The organism is Methylophilus sp. 3sh_L, from assembly GCF_046766015.1.
In the GTDB taxonomy this organism is placed as follows: domain Bacteria; phylum Pseudomonadota; class Gammaproteobacteria; order Burkholderiales; family Methylophilaceae; genus Methylophilus.
On the sequence record NZ_JBKOUF010000002.1, the window covers coordinates 247,431 to 262,411 of the forward strand.

General features: G+C 52.3%; 14 protein-coding genes. 10 read left to right on the forward strand and 4 right to left on the reverse strand.

What is annotated here, in order from left to right; translation table 11 throughout:
* Positions 1–29: 29 nt before the first annotated feature.
* From pepP to ACIDF8_RS06860, 4 genes are all read left to right on the forward strand, one after another.
* Entirely contained in the window at positions 30–1,328 is a 1,299-nt protein-coding gene (gene pepP / locus ACIDF8_RS06845; protein ID WP_412009870.1) for a Xaa-Pro aminopeptidase, read from the forward strand.
* 81 nt (positions 1,329–1,409) lie between these two features.
* Positions 1,410–2,579 carry an FAD-dependent monooxygenase gene (locus ACIDF8_RS06850; protein ID WP_412009871.1) on the forward strand — a complete coding sequence of 390 codons (1,170 nt, stop codon included), beginning with the start codon at positions 1,410–1,412 and terminating at the stop codon, positions 2,577–2,579.
* Positions 2,569–3,777, forward strand: coding sequence for an FAD-dependent monooxygenase (locus ACIDF8_RS06855; RefSeq protein ID WP_412009872.1), 1,209 nt, complete (start codon positions 2,569–2,571; stop codon positions 3,775–3,777). The genes ACIDF8_RS06850 and ACIDF8_RS06855 overlap by 11 nt, the downstream gene beginning before the upstream one ends.
* A 93-nt stretch (positions 3,778–3,870) precedes the next feature.
* Complete coding sequence (locus tag ACIDF8_RS06860; protein WP_412010049.1) at positions 3,871–4,551, forward strand: DsbC family protein; 681 nt, start codon at positions 3,871–3,873, stop codon at positions 4,549–4,551.
* A gap of 95 nt (positions 4,552–4,646) precedes the next feature.
* Here the strand turns inward: ACIDF8_RS06860 and ACIDF8_RS06865 are convergent, their stop codons facing one another.
* Complete coding sequence (locus ACIDF8_RS06865; RefSeq protein WP_412009873.1) at positions 4,647–5,870, reverse strand: type II secretion system F family protein; 1,224 nt, start codon at positions 5,868–5,870, stop codon at positions 4,647–4,649.
* 33 nt (positions 5,871–5,903) lie between these two features.
* Positions 5,904–7,625: a type IV-A pilus assembly ATPase PilB gene (gene pilB, locus ACIDF8_RS06870; protein WP_412009874.1), complete on the reverse strand. Its 1,722-nt coding sequence runs from the start codon at positions 7,623–7,625 to the stop codon at positions 5,904–5,906.
* A gap of 347 nt (positions 7,626–7,972) precedes the next feature.
* Here pilB and ACIDF8_RS06875 point away from each other — a divergent pair, with 347 nt between their 5' ends.
* Positions 7,973–8,176 carry a cold-shock protein gene (locus ACIDF8_RS06875; protein ID WP_013441419.1) on the forward strand — a complete coding sequence of 68 codons (204 nt, stop codon included), beginning with the start codon at positions 7,973–7,975 and terminating at the stop codon, positions 8,174–8,176.
* Between the two features lie 84 nt (positions 8,177–8,260).
* On the opposite strand, the gene icd is transcribed toward ACIDF8_RS06875, so the two are convergent.
* A complete protein-coding gene (icd, locus tag ACIDF8_RS06880; RefSeq protein ID WP_412009875.1) occupies positions 8,261–9,499 on the reverse strand; it encodes an NADP-dependent isocitrate dehydrogenase in 1,239 nt (412 codons plus the stop codon).
* A 10-nt stretch (positions 9,500–9,509) separates the two neighbouring features.
* On the opposite strand from icd, the gene ACIDF8_RS06885 reads away from it, so the two are divergent.
* The gene (locus ACIDF8_RS06885) at positions 9,510–10,052 is read left to right on the forward strand and encodes a pseudouridine synthase (protein WP_412009876.1); all 543 of its coding nucleotides are present in this window, start codon (positions 9,510–9,512) and stop codon (positions 10,050–10,052) included.
* Positions 10,053–10,056: 4 nt separating this feature from the next.
* Positions 10,057–10,761: a type 1 glutamine amidotransferase gene (locus ACIDF8_RS06890; RefSeq protein ID WP_412009877.1), complete on the forward strand. Its 705-nt coding sequence runs from the start codon at positions 10,057–10,059 to the stop codon at positions 10,759–10,761.
* A gap of 19 nt (positions 10,762–10,780) precedes the next feature.
* On the opposite strand, the gene ACIDF8_RS06895 is transcribed toward ACIDF8_RS06890, so the two are convergent.
* Positions 10,781–11,650: a lysophospholipid acyltransferase family protein gene (locus ACIDF8_RS06895; protein WP_412009878.1), complete on the reverse strand. Its 870-nt coding sequence runs from the start codon at positions 11,648–11,650 to the stop codon at positions 10,781–10,783.
* Between the two features lie 116 nt (positions 11,651–11,766).
* Between ACIDF8_RS06895 and ACIDF8_RS06900 the strand changes: the two genes are divergently transcribed.
* The 3 genes from ACIDF8_RS06900 to ACIDF8_RS06910 are packed head-to-tail and all read left to right on the forward strand — an operon-like array spanning position 11,767 to position 14,955.
* Complete coding sequence (locus tag ACIDF8_RS06900) at positions 11,767–12,537, forward strand: lipopolysaccharide kinase InaA family protein (protein WP_412009879.1); 771 nt, start codon at positions 11,767–11,769, stop codon at positions 12,535–12,537.
* 7 nt (positions 12,538–12,544) lie between these two features.
* Positions 12,545–13,510, forward strand: a complete 966-nt coding sequence (locus ACIDF8_RS06905) for a glycosyltransferase family 9 protein (protein ID WP_412009880.1) — start codon at positions 12,545–12,547, stop codon at positions 13,508–13,510.
* Entirely contained in the window at positions 13,507–14,955 is a 1,449-nt protein-coding gene (locus tag ACIDF8_RS06910) for a lipopolysaccharide kinase InaA family protein (protein WP_412009881.1), read from the forward strand. Before ACIDF8_RS06905 ends, ACIDF8_RS06910 begins: the two co-directional genes overlap by 4 nt.
* Positions 14,956–14,981: the final 26 nt, after the last annotated feature.

The following is a 14,981-nucleotide window of genomic DNA, read 5'->3' on the forward strand; positions in this document are numbered from 1 at the left end:
ACCATCCAGGATTTGCTTTGAGTGTTTCCATGCAAGAGTTTTCCCGTCGCCGCCGGCAGTTGATGACCCATATGCAGGCCGGTATTGCGATTATTCCTACCGCGCCCGAAGTGACACGCAACCGCGACAGTCACTATCCCTACCGTTTTGATAGCTATTTTTATTACCTGACTGGCTTTAAAGAGCCCGAAGCGGTATTGGTGCTGATCGCTGGACCACAGCCCAAAAGTATTTTGTTTTGCCGCGATAAAGACCTGGACCGGGAAATCTGGGATGGTTTCCGTTACGGCCCCGAGGCTGCGAAAACTGAATTCGGCTTTGATGCGGCGTATTCAATCTCGCAACTGGACACAGAATTACCTAAATTGATGGCGAATCAACCTAGCCTGTATTTTAGCCTGGGCGCAGACGCGGCCTGGGATAGCAAGGTCACCGGCTGGCTCAATGCGGTCAAAGCGCAAACGCGTTCGGGGATGCAGGCCCCCGCCAAGCTGCTTGATGTGCGTCAAGCGCTGGATGCAATGCGTCTGCTTAAATCACCTGCTGAAATCGACGTCATGCGCCGGTCTGCCCAGATTGCCGCCACTGCCCATAACCGTGCCATGCAACAGACCCGCCCTGGGCAATGGGAGTATGAGATTGAAGCTGAGTTTTTGCATACGTTTTATCGCCATGGTGCGCAGGCACCCGCGTATACCAGTATTGTGGCTGGCGGCGCCAATGCCTGCACGTTGCACTACAACTTTAATAATGCCCAGCTTAAAGACGGTGATTTGCTGTTGATTGATGCAGGTTGCGAGCTGGATGGGTATGCTTCGGACATTACGCGTACCTTCCCGGTGAATGGCAGGTTTAGCGGTCCGCAAAAAGACTTGTATGAATTGGTGCTGGCGGCACAAGCAGCCGCCCTGCAAACAGTGAATGCCCAACATCACTGGAATGCGCCGCATGAAGCCGCGCTGGAGGTGTTGGTGGATGGCTTTATCCATTATGGCTTGTGCCAGGGCAGCCGCGATGCGGTGCTGGAAACTGGCAGCTACCGCCAGTTTTACATGCACCGCACCGGGCACTGGCTGGGCCTGGATGTGCATGATGCCGGTGAATATAAAACCGCAGGCGGCGAGTGGGTGATGCTTGAGCCTGGTTATGTGCTCACCGTTGAGCCTGGTTGCTATGTGCGTCCTGCTGACAATGTGCCGGCGCATTTCTGGAACATCGGTATCCGTATCGAAGATGATGTACTGGTCACCGGTCACGGCCATGAGGTACTGACCGCAGCAGCTGTCAAAACCGTTGCCGACATCGAAGCGCTGATGGCGCAAAGCTAATCCTTTTCAGTGGGCAGGTTTAAAAGAGTCTTCTAAAAACGTATTTTTTGAGTGTATTTTTGTCATCCAAATGGTTGAAGCATGCAAATGATTGAACATCCAGTCGTGATTGGTGGCGGTCCGGTGGGGCTGGTACTGGCTATGTCTTTGCAGCAAGCGGGCGTGCCGGTAACTGTGCTTGAAGCACAGGCACAAGGCGCCATGTACAGCGATGGCCGTGCCTTGGCCTTGTCTTTTGGCACGCGCCAGGTACTGGAGCAATTGCAAGTATGGCCGCTGATGGCCGATGCGGCAACAGCGATTGAAACGATCCATGTCTCTCAGCAAAAAGGCCTGGGCCGTACCGTGCTCAAGGCGCAAGAGCACCAACTGCCGGCCTTAGGGTATGTGGTGTCTTATGGTGTATTGATGCGCGCGCTGGATGCGCGCCTGGCGCAATTGACCACTGGCGTTACTGTGCAGTACGAAGCCCCGGTGACGGACTTGCAAGTGCATGCCCATGCTGCCGACATCACCTATACGACGGCGGATGGGCAACTTCACACAGCGTCTACGCCATTGGCTGTGGTGGCCGACGGTGGCCGCAGTCTGGAGGCGATTCCGGGTTTACAGCGCGACACCAAGCACTATGGGCATGATGCGCTGGTGGGCCTGGTACAAACTGAATTGCCGCACCAGCAGATTGCCTACGAGCGCTTTACGCCGCGTGGCCCGATGGCACTGCTGCCTAATGGCGACCAGTTTTCCTTGGTATGGACCGGCGAGCAAGCCTATATCGACCAAATTGCCGCGCTGGATGATGCTGCCTTTTTAGAGGCCTTGCATGCCGCCTTTGGCGACCGCGTGGGACGTTTTCTGCATGCGGGTAAAAGATTCAGGTTCCCGCTTAAATTAAGCAAGCTGGAACAGACTTTTACGGCGCATTGTGTGGTGATTGGCAATGCGGCGCAAACCATGCATCCGGTTGCGGGGCAGGGGTTTAATGTCGGCATCCGTGATGCGGTTGCACTAGCCGAAAATGTTGCAGCCACTGCGCCACAAGAATGGGGCGCAGCTCACCGTTTGCTTGCCTACCGCGATGCCCGGCAGCGTGATACCGGCCGCGGCTTGCAGTTTACGGATTTTCTGGTGAATGTGTTTTCAAATGATTTGATCGGGGTAGGGATGTTGCGCGGTGCCGGCTTGGCAGCGCTCAGCATGCTACCAATGGCCCGGCGTGTTCTGGTGGAAAAAATGAGTTATGGACGCTGAAAACCATTTGTTGCAGACAGACGTGGTCATTGTCGGCGCCGGGCTGGTTGGCCTGACCGCTGCCATCGCTTTGTTCCGGCTGGGGAAGCAGGTCATCCTGACCGATGCCAAACCCGCTTTCAATCTTCCTGCAAGCTGGGCAGAAGATACGCTGCATTGGGACAGCCGCATCTATGCCTTGACCAATCAAACCATGGACTGGTTATGCAGCATTGGCGTCTGGGAGCATGTGCCTGCAAACCGTATCAACCCTGTCAAGGCCATGCATTTATGGTCGCCCACGCAGCAGCATGCCCAGCCTAGTTTACGCCTGACAGCCAACGAGGCGCATTTAACCGAAATGGGCTGTATCGTCGAGAGCCAGGCATTGATGCAGGCCTGCTGGACCGTGTTGGCGGCCACAGACGTGACAGTGATCACCGACGCCCCGGCACAATCATTGCAACAATTTGGTCATCAAATCCGTGTAGCATTGCCGCAGCGAACCATAGAGGCGCAATTATTGATAGGCGCTGACGGTGCGAGTTCCTGGGTACGTACGCAGTGCGGTGTTGCGGTAGAGCAAGTCGATTTTGCGCAGACAGCACTGGTGACCAATTATATTGCAGCAGCACCGCATCAACACGTCGCCAGGCAATGGTTTGGTGCCCACGAAACACTGGCTTTGTTGCCGATGCCCGAACAGCAGGTTTCATTGGTGTGGGCGCTACCCCAGGCTGAAGCGCAGCGCATGCAGACGCTGTCTGCCGCTGAAGTGGCGGCTGCGGTGGAGCGCCGTTGTGGGCAGGTGTTGGGGCCGCTGGCTCCGAATGGTCCGGTGCTGGCATTTCCGCTCAAGCAAAATACGGCGGCAACCATGGCGTTACCTAACATCCTGTTGCTTGGGGATGCCGCGCATCAAGTGCATCCTATGGCGGGCCAGGGCGTCAACCTGGGATTTGAGGATGTACAGGCCTTATGTGCGCAAGTGGCAAGTTTGCCGGGGATTAAACCCTTAGGGGACATCAATGTGTTGCGGCACGTCATGCGGGGCCGTCAACGTGATATCCGCAGCATGCATGCCCTGACGCGCGGATTGGATTTCCTGTTTGCGCGCCCACAGGCGGTATGGACTCATGCCGCCTTGCTTGGCTTACGTGGGGTCGAAAACAGTGCTATGCTGAAACGTTTTTTAATTCGCACCGCGACGCAAGCGTAGCGCCTGGTGCATGTTCGAGAAAGAGTTGGTATGAAAAAATACAACGCAACCGCTGTCATCAAGGGCTTGGGCGCCCTCTGTCTACTGTGGTCCATGGGCAGTGTGGCAGATGAAGCCAGTCTAAAAAAACAGATCGAGGCTGCCTATCCAAAGTTTAAGGTAGATAGCGTAACCAAAACGCCTTACGCCGGGTTGTACGAAGTGTACATGGGAGGCCAGATCATCTATACCGATGATAAGTTCAACTTTTTGATTGCTGAAGGCCGTCTGGTTGACCCAAAAACCAAAAAAGACCTGACTGGTGAGCGTATGGACGAGCTGACCAAAATTGATTTCAATACGCTGCCTCTGGATCAGGCCATCAAAGTGGTTAAAGGCAATGGCAGCCGCAAGCTGGTGGTGTTCTCAGACGTGGATTGTCCATTCTGCAAGCGTCTTGAGCAAAAAGAACTCACCAACATTAACGATGTGACCATTTACACTTTCTTGTATCCGATCGAACAGCTACATCCGGATGCAGCGAATAAATCGCGCAGTATCTGGTGTGCAAGCAACCGTGTGAAAGCCTGGCAAGACTGGATCATCAACAACAAGCTGCCGACTACGACGGCTAAATGTGATGTGCCACTGGAAAAAGTGGGCGAACTTGCGCATAAAGTTGGCGTCAACAGCACGCCGACCATGTTCTTTGAGAATGGCAAGCGCATGTTAGGCGCGCAGCCTTATGATGAGATTGAAAAGTCCTTGCAGGCCGCCAGCAAGAAAACCATGTAAGCAGATTGAATATCAGCTGAGTTAAAAACAAACAAGGGGCGTGCAGCCCCTTGTTTTTTACCCGGTTGTTTTATCACGCAGGCGCGGGTATTGGCCTAGCCACCACCACTGACCACTTTACCCATCTTGAAGATTGGCATGTACATGGCCACCACCAGCCCTCCAATCAGCACGCCGAGTACCACCATGATCACTGGCTCCATCAGGCTGGAAATTGCCGCAACCGCATCATCGACTTCCCCCTCGTAGAAGTCTGCCACCTTGGTCAACATCCCATCCAGCGAGCCCGATTCTTCACCAATGGCGGTCATCTGGATCACCATATTCGGGAAGACATTGGTATTTTGCATCGCTACCGTCAAGCTGGTCCCGGTGCTGACTTCACTTTGAATCTTTTTAGTGGCATCGAAATAAACTTTGTTACCTGAGGCACCTGCCACGGAGTCCAGCGCTTCTACCAATGGTACACCCGCTGCAAACATGGTTGAGAGCGTACGCGCAAACCGCGCAATGGTTGCTTTGCGGATCAGTTCACCAAATATCGGCAGGCGTAACATCAGGCGGTCCATGGTGGCCTGCATTTTTTCAGACCGTTTCCAGGTGTAAAAAAAGAACCAGAGTCCGCCGCCCAGGCTGCCAAAAATAGCCCACCACCATTTGACAAAAAGGTCGGACAAATTAATGACCACCACCGTGGGCCCAGGCAAGTCTGCGCCAAAACTGCTAAACAGCTCTTTGAATGACGGCACGACAAAAATCATGATCACTGCCGTGATGATAAAAGCCACCACAATAATGGAGGTTGGGTAAACCAGGGCGGATTTGATCTTGCTTTTAATCGCGAGAATTTTTTCCTTGTAAGTTGCCAGGCGTTCCAGCAAGGCATCCAGAATCCCGGCCTGTTCGCCAGCACCGACCAAGTTGCAAAATAACTGGTCAAAATAGAGAGGGTATTTTCTGAAAGCCGCACTCAGGCTGCTGCCTGTTTCAACATCAGCCTTGATATCGCCTAACAGCTTGGAGACTGCCGGGTTGTGATGACCCTTGCCGACAATATCAAAGGCTTGCAACAAGGGGACGCCAGCTCTCATCATGGTCGCCAGTTGGCGGGTGAACAAGGTCACATCTTTTTCTGTGACTTTGCCTTTGGCGGCCAGTGAACTTTGTTTTTTCACTTTGCTGACACTAATGCCCTGCCGGCGCAAGGTGGCATTGACCACTGCTTCGCCGTTGGCGCGCATCTCGCCCTTGACCAGCTTGCCTTTGCGGTCTTTGCCTTCCCACAAATACACAGATTGTTTGATATTGCCAGCTGCCATAATGTCTTCTTAAAAAGTTAATTCTTCGCAGGTTTACTCATTGGTGACGGCTTCGACTTCCTCAATTGAGGTCAGTCCCTGTTTCACCTTGAGCAAGCCTGACTCGCGCAGGTCTTTCACGCCTTCGCGTTTGGCCTGTGCGGCGATGTCCATGGCATTGCCGTTAGACATAATAATGCGTGCGATTTCTTCCGTAATGGGCATCACCTGATAAATCCCCACCCGTCCCTTGTAGCCATTGTTGCAATGCTCGCAACCGCCTTCTTTGGCGCCGTAGAGTTGCCAGCTGCCATCCAGGTCTGCCTCTTGAAAGCCCACTTTTAATAGCGCTTCTTTGGGGACATTGAGCGGCACTTTGCAGTGCTTGCACAGCCGCCTGGCCAGACGTTGTGCTGTAATTAACGTCACGGCAGAGGCAATATTGAAGGGGGCGACTCCCATATTTAGTAAACGGGAGAGTGTGGTGGGCGCATCGTTGGTATGCAGGGTAGACAGCACCATGTGCCCGGTAGAGGCGGCCTTGATCGCCATATCCGCTGTTTCCAGGTCGCGGATCTCGCCGATCATGATGATGTCCGGGTCCTGGCGTAAAAAAGACTTCAAGGCGGCGGCGAAGGTCAGCCCTTGTTTGTCATTGACGTTGACTTGGTTAATCCCCGCCAGTGGAATCTCGGCAGGATCTTCTGCGGTCGAGATGTTGACGCCGGGATCATTGAGTAAATTTAAACAGGTATAGAGCGAGACGGTTTTACCCGAACCGGTGGGCCCGGTAACCAACACCAGGCCATAAGGCCGATGAATCGCTTTGAGTAATGCTTCCTGTTGTGGTGCCTCGTAGCCTAGGGCTTCAATCCCTAGCGTGGCACTGGTAGGGTCCAAAATCCGCATCACAATTTTTTCGCCATGAATTAGGGGCAAGGTGCTGACACGGAAATCAATCGCACGTGTTTTCGACAGGATCAACTTCATGCGGCCATCTTGCGGAATTCTTTTTTCCGAAATATCCAGGTTGGAAATCACCTTGATGCGTGAGGCCAGTTTTTCCTTGATTGCCAGTGGCGGTTGAGAGATATCCCTTAACACGCCATCCACCCGGAAGCGGATGCGGTAAAATTTTTCATATGGTTCAAAGTGTAAGTCCGAGGCCCCCATATTGATGGCGTCCATCAGGATTTTCTGTAGAAACTTGACCACAGGGGCATCGTCCACTTCCTGGACGATATCGGCTTCAGGCTCTTCCTTGTTTTCTTCCAGGCCCAGATCAAAATCATCCCCACCCGCATTGAGTGCTGACATGCTGGTATCTTTGGATTCGACGATCTTGTCTATCCATTTGCCCAGCTTGTCATCTTCCACCACAATCGGGAATAGGGTTGCGCCCATTTGAAACTGGATGGTGTCAAGTGCATGCAGATTAGTCGGGTCAGATAGGGCAATATAAGCCACATTCCCCTTTTGCTGCAGCAGCAACACGCGATGCGACTGCATCAGCTTGATATCGATGCCTTTATCCGGCAACACGTTTTGCTCAAGGGCGTCGAGGTCAAAAAAGGGAAAGCCAAAAGCTTGTGAAGCAGAAAGGGCAATTTCTTTGGGCGAGATTTTCTTTTGTGCCAGCGTTGCTGCAAGAAAGCTGGCTTTTTGCGCATGACATTTTTCTTGTAAAGCGGCAGCCTCTTCCTCACTCATGAGTGAAGATTGCACCAACATGCGTGCCATACCACCCAGTTTTTTTGTACTTTCCAATGTCGCCATAGCGGTTTTAGTCTGTCTTCGGAGTCCTTGAGCACGTCGTTTATTCGACGGATACAACAATACTTTTCACTTCAGTATAGAGGGCAGTTCACAGATTCAAATCGCGGAAAAGACCCATTCTGATGCGGCTTTTGTGCAAATTTTGAATGGATTTATTGACTTAACTCAAAAGATACAAAAATGGGCTTGACATTTAAATAATGCTCACTTATAAATCCTTAAGGCGTTTGGGTTCAGGTTTGAGATGGCCGTCTTTAAGTAAAGCAAAGCTTGTTTATTGCGACTGGAGTACTTGAGACAAACTTTTGGGGGCGCCTCCCTGTTAAGTAAAAAAGTAAGGAAGTAAAATGGCAACAGGTACCGTAAAGTGGTTTAACGACTCTAAGGGCTTTGGATTCATTACTCCGGATGATGGTGGTGATGATTTGTTCGCACACTTTTCCGCGATTGTAGAATCCGGTTACAAGAGCCTCAAAGAGGGCCAACGCGTGTCTTTCGATGTGACTGAAGGTCCAAAAGGCAAGCAAGCAAGCAACATTCAAAAAGCATAATGATTGTTTAGGGGCACCAAATGCAAACGGCTCGCATATGCGAGCCGTTTTTTATTGCCTGATACCGGTTTAGATGGCGATCAGTTAAGACATTTGCTTGATGATTTCATCGCCAAACTCAGCAGTGCCGACTTGCGTTGCGCCTTCCATCTGGCTGCTAAAGTCACCAGTGACGCGCTTGCTGGCAATCGCTTTGGCTACACCATTGAGCACCAGGTCTGCTGCTTCAACCCAGCCCATATGACGCAACATCATTTCAGCTGACAAAATCAGTGAGCTTGGGTTGGCCAGGTTTTTACCGGCAATTTTAGGCGCGGTGCCATGGGTGGCTTCAAACATGGCCACGGTGTCACTCAGGTTGGCGCCTGGCGCAATGCCGATACCGCCGACTTGTGCGGCCAGTGCATCGCTCATATAGTCGCCGTTCAGGTTCAATGCAGCCACCACGTCGTAATCTTCCGGATGCAACAGAATTTCTTGCAGGAAGGCGTCCGCGATACAGTCTTTGATCACTATGCCGTTTGGCAATTTGCACCATGGGCCACCATCAATCAGTTCTGCACCAAACTCTTCTTTCGCCAACTGGTAACCCCAGTCACGGAAGCCACCTTCGGTGAACTTCATGATGTTGCCCTTGTGCGTGATGGTGACCGATTTACGGTTGTTATCAATCGCATATTGAATGGCTTTGCGGATCAGGCGTTTGCTACCGTCGATAGACACTGGCTTGATGCCAATGGAAGACGCTTCCGGGAAGCGGATTTTCTTGCGCACCCCCATGTCACTCAAGAAATTGATCACTTTCTTCACTTCTTCGGTGCCCGCAGCCCATTCGATGCCCGCATAAATGTCTTCTGTGTTTTCACGGAAAATCACCATATCGGTTTTCTCAGGATGTTTGACCGGGCTAGGAACGCCTGTGAAATATTGGATAGGGCGCAGGCACACGTAGAGGTCCAGCTCCTGGCGCAAAGTCACGTTTAACGAACGGATACCACCGCCAACCGGGGTGGTCAGTGGGCCTTTGATGGAGATCACATAGTCTTTTAAGGCTGCCATGGTTTCATCCGATAACCAGGTATCTTTGTGATACATAGTCGTGGATTTTTCGCCGGCATAGACTTCCATCCAGGAAATCTTGCGTTTGCCGCCATACGCTTTTTCAACCGCAGTGTCGACCACTTTGATCATGGGTGGCGTAATGTCCACACCAATACCATCGCCTTCGATAAACGGGATAATAGGTTGGTCGGGAACATTTAGGGTATTATCAGCATTGACGGTGATTTTGCTGCCAGTGGCAGGCACCTTGATTTTAGACATAGCACTTTCCATGTTATTACTGTTTAACAAACCCTTTAACGTCGTATGCCAGTTTACTGCGCATGAAAAACACGCGACGCTCAAGGACTATATTCCGATTCCCAACGTGTATGCCGCCGGGCGGTTAGATACCGATTCTGAGGGATTGCTTATTCTAACCGATGACGGCGCATTACAACATCGTTTGAGCCATCCCAAGCACAAACAGGTCAAAACCTACTGGGCGCAAGTGGAAGGCGCTCCTACACAAGCAGATTTGATGCCATTGCTACGCGGAGTGGATTTGGGTGATTTTGTCACGCAGCCCGCACAGGTCAAAATCATCGCCGAACCTGACCATTTGTGGCAGCGTGACCCGCCCATCCGCGAGCGTAAACAGATTCCGACCACCTGGCTGGAGATTAAAATCAGTGAGGGTAAAAACCGTCAGGTACGCCGGATGACCGCGCATGTAGGCTTTCCGACCTTGCGCCTGATCCGTTATGCGATTGGGCCTTATACCTTGGACGGAATCTTGCTTGGACAGTATCAAGAAGTCAGTTTAAAAAGGTAATTGCATGAAACCGGTGGTGATATTCAGGCAGGCTTGCTGCGAAGGTGCTGGGTATTTGGGCACTTTTTTGGCGCGGCATGCCATTCCGTGGTGCGAGGTGCGGATTGATAAAGGCGAGGCGGTCCCCGCGTCAGTCGAGCCCTACAGTGGCATTGTGCTGATGGGTGGGCCCATGAGTGTCAATGATGATTTGCCATGGATTCCGCCTTTGCTAACGTTGATCCGCCAGTCGGTTGCACAGGATGTGCCTTTGCTTGGTCATTGCCTGGGCGGGCAGCTGATCAGCAAGGCCCTGGGTGGCGTGGTGAGCAAAAACCCAGTCAAGGAGATCGGTTGGGGGCAGGTGCAGGTTGCGGATCATCCGCTCGCTAAAGAATGGTTTGGTGATTTAGCTGGCTTCAACAGTTTTCACTGGCATGGCGAGACGTTTACCGTGCCTGAAGGCGCCACGCATATTCTCTCTAGCCCTTATTGCACAAACCAGGCCTATGTTATGGGCAAGCATATCGGCTTGCAATGCCATATTGAAATGACCCCGGATATGGTTAAGGTTTGGACCGAGCAATGGAAAAACGATATTGCCGCCTCTGCTGCCAGTCCGGCTGTGCAACCGGCAGATACCATGCTGGCCACCGTGAACGCGGATTGTGATGTGCTACACACTGTGGCCGATAGGGTATATAGCCGCTGGATTCAGGGCTTGGTATAACCAAGCCTGCATCCGTGGGTTAATCAGCTTCTTTGTTTTGGTTATGCTGAAGCTTATGCATGGCATAACGCCTTTGTTTATAACGGTTATATTGCCAGAGGTACTGTACCGGACATTGTGAGACTTGGCGTTCGATTGCCTGATTCAGTAAGGTGGGGGTATGGATATCGTCCACTTTGGACAGGTGGATATGAAATCCCTCGCCTGCGGGCAACCGTTCACCAAACGCCATAATCACGGCTGCACCTGATTTAACCGCCAGTTTGCTGGCCAAGCCCATGGTGTAAGCAGGTTTGCCAAAAAAGTCTGCCCATTCGCCTTCGCCTGCTCTCGGAATCTGGTCTGGCAAAATCCCGATGGCTTCGCCGCGCTTGAGGGCTTGTAACAGTTTTTTGACGCCGGCCGCGTTGGCCGCGGCGAGTGAGACCAGTCCTTTTTGCCTGCCATGTTGTAACAGGCCTTCTAACCAGGCCAGTTTGGGCGGTCGATAGAGCACGGTAATGGGCTGCTGGCTGCCATAATAAATAGAGGTGATCTCAAAGCAACCCAGATGTGGCGTGAGGAAAATTAAACCTTTGCCTGCGCGTTGTGCTTCTTCTACCAGGTGCCAACCTGTGGTGGCCTTCACCAGCGGTAGCAAGCGGCTTTGTGGAGCCCCCCAGATAAACAAGCTTTCCATCAAGGATTTGCCCGCTTCTATCCGGCTATCTCTGGCTAATTGCTCAACCTCTGGCCGGGTTTTGCACAGGCCGCTCTGCTGGATATTTTCGATGGCGATGCCCGTACTTTTCTGATCCGTGCGCCAACTTACCAGGCCCATCACCGCACCCAGGCGGTGAATCCAGCTTAGCGGTAACTTGGAAAGCCATTTGCAAAAAAACACCAACATCAAAAAATCTGCCTTGTGGAAAATCGCACTCAGGGTGCATTCTGTTAAAATCCACCCCCTAACCCTGCCATATTAACAAATCGCCGTTTGCTAACCTGTCTATTCGCTGATTAATTTTGAAAATAAGTGCAATCCAAACCGAAGATGACCTTATACGTGATGCCCTGATTGCACAGCACATGGATCACTTTGATGCCTGGTGGCAACTGGCGATTGCCTGGCTGGAGCCGCCTAATCTCGAGCGGGGTGGCTGGAGTGGTGTCGGGCGCTGGCAACTGCGTTGCGCAGACAATTCAACGGTTGAACTCTACGTGAAACGGCAGCAGAATCACACGCGCTGGAGTTTAAGATATCCGTGGCGCGGCTTACCAACCTTTATGGTTGAGTATGACATGCTCAAGCATTTGCGGAGGCAGGGGGTGAGAGTGCCCGATGTGGTGTATGCGGGCGTGCGCGATGTGCAGGCAGGCAGGCAGGCCATTTTGGCGACGCAGGCATTGCAAGGCTATGTGGAGTTGACCCCTTATTGCACAGCGGACAATATGGCCGCCGAGCCAGACCTGCTAGCCGCTGTGGCCCATGCCTTACAAGCGCTGCATGCTGCAGGCATACAGCACCGCGCACTGTACCCCAAGCACTTGTTTGTCCGCCGGGAGCATGATACGTATGAGATCGCATTTATTGATCTCGAAAAAGCCAAGCATATGTGGCTGCCAGCCTGGCAGCGGTTGCGGGATTTACGGCAGTTCATGAGCCGTTTACAGGACTGGCCGGACAGCCTGTTGTACCAGTTATATGCCGCCTACATGAGCGGGCAGGGCAAGTTGTATCACCGCTGTGGGTGGTGGTGGCTGCGCTGGGGATTAAAGCGATTGAACAAGAGATAAATTTAAGATGGTTAATTCACTATTAATACTGACATCCAGTAGTACCGGCAACAATATCTTCTGTACGCCGGCTATCCGCTTTTTGCATAAGCATTTGCCACAGGTGTGTATCGATGTGGTCGCGCTCAATGCCTTGAGTGCGCAGGTGTTTGAGCATAACCCTGCTATTCACAAACTGTGGGTGACCAGCAGTGCGCGCCGTGTGAACAAGCTGGCGCAAGACTATGATGCCGTGCTGGCATTCAATAAAAATGCGCTCAAAAAATTACCTATTAACGATCCGCGTTTGCAGCTGGCCAGTATAGACAAGGCAGATGTGCATTATGCCGAACAATTACTGGTTTTTTGCCAGCAATGGTTGAGCCAGCAATTACAACACCAGGTTGAAATTACAGATGAAGATCGCGCCTATGCCATCTTTAGCGCACCTGGCCAGGTAAGCTTGCTGACCAGCTTTGATGTACAGCCTACGGATACTGTAATCAATATTCACCTGGGATGCGGCACCACATTACTCCATGGCTGGAAGTTTTTTTACGCCAGGCGTGCCGACGATAAAAAACTATGGTCCATTGATGCCTATATAGAATTAGGCCAATTGCTGGTGCAAGCCATCCCAGGGGTACGGCTGGTAATAACCGGCACCAGCAATGAAGCGTTTCTGGCTAAAAAATTCGCCAAAGCGGTGCCCAACAGTATTAATCTTGCAGGTAAAACGACAGTGGCAGATTTGCGTCAATTAATGGAACGCTCCAATCTGTTTATTTCGCATGATTGCGGGGTATTTCATGTGGCAGCCTCGGCCCACATGCCCATGCTAGGGCTGTTTGGCCCAACCAATCACTTGCTCACCGGGCCTTATCCCCAACGCGCCAACCGTCAGTTGATTAAAAAAGACAGCATGGCTGACATTCGTCCGCAAGAGGTCTTGCAACAAGCCCTAATGCTGTTGGGGCGTGCATCCCAGGCATGACGCTGGCTCAACTGACATCTCCCGGATCTGTCAGCCTTTGTTTGCCACTGGCCGGTCAGCCCGAGTTGCAACTGGATGCCCTGGTTAGGCTGCTCAAAGGTCGACGCTGGGTGCTAAGGGGCACTTGGGCTGGCCAGGCCGTGTATGCCAAACTGTTCGCTGGTAAAGAGGCTAAGCGCTATGCAAAACGGGATGCGGAAGGCGCGCGTCGGATGCTGGCTGCGGGCATCCGTACGCCTGCCTTGTTATGGCAAGGCCGTGGGGAGGCGGAGAACCAGCCGCTGGAAGTATTGCTTTATGCCGCCGTGCCCGATGCGGTCAATGCTGCCGAGGCTTATACACTTAGCACTGGAGAAGCCCGCCGTGACTTGCTGGGATTGCTGGTACAGGCATTAGCGGCCCAGCATGCTGCGGGGTTGTGCCAAACTGATTTGCATTTAAAAAACTTTTTATTGGCAAGAGGCGAAGTGTGGGCCATTGATGGCGATGGTATACGGCCACAAACACTGAGCCGCAAACAGGCGTATCTTCAGCTCGCCGAATTGATTTCAAAATTGCAGGTGCTGGATCAGATCGCGTGGACAGAAACACTGCTTGAGGTCTATCTAGGCGCGCGTGGCTGGAAGTCCAGCCTCCCGGCTACACAAGTGTTAGCCTGGGCGCAGCAGATGAAAACGCGCGAGGTCGAACACTATGTCACACGCAAAATCTTCCGCACGTGTAGCGATGTCACCTGGCAGCAGACGGCGCAAAGTGTACAGGCAGTCAGTGTTGCCAGCGGCTTGCATGCCACTGACATGCCAGCGCTGGAGGTGGCCATGCATGTCGGGCAGGGGTTAAAGGCGGGCAATACCTGCACGGTTGTGCATACCCAGTTACAAGATCAGCCTGTGGTGATCAAGCGGTATAACATCAAGCACTGGCTGCATGCGTTGAGCCGCGCCTGGCGGCCGAGCCGGGCGGCTGCGTCCTGGCAAAATGCACACCGCTTGCAATATTATGGCATGCTGACGCCGCAACCGATGCTGATGTATGAGCGTCGTTATTGTGGGTTGCGTGGCCGCGCGTATTTTGTCGCTGCCTACAGTCCGTGGCCAGACGTACTCACTTTTTTTCAGCAGTTTCATCCCCCCGCAGTACAGTCAAAGGCTATCGAGCAACTGGTCATGTTGTGTTACCAGTGGTATTTACTCAAGATTTCACATGGTGACCTTAAAGGCAGCAATTTGCAGGTGACGGATCAAGGTCAGATTGTCGTGATCGACCTGGATAGCATGCGGCAGCATCATTGCAAGCAGGCTGCTTTGCGCGCGCATGCCAGAGACTTGCGTCGGCTGCTGCAAAATTGGAAACCGGATAGTTCACTGTATAATGCGCTGGTGGATAAATTTAAAACGGTTTATCCAGACCATACGCCACTCAAGCTGGCGGGCATTTCCCTTTAATCCATTCGATTTGATCGTTACGCGAG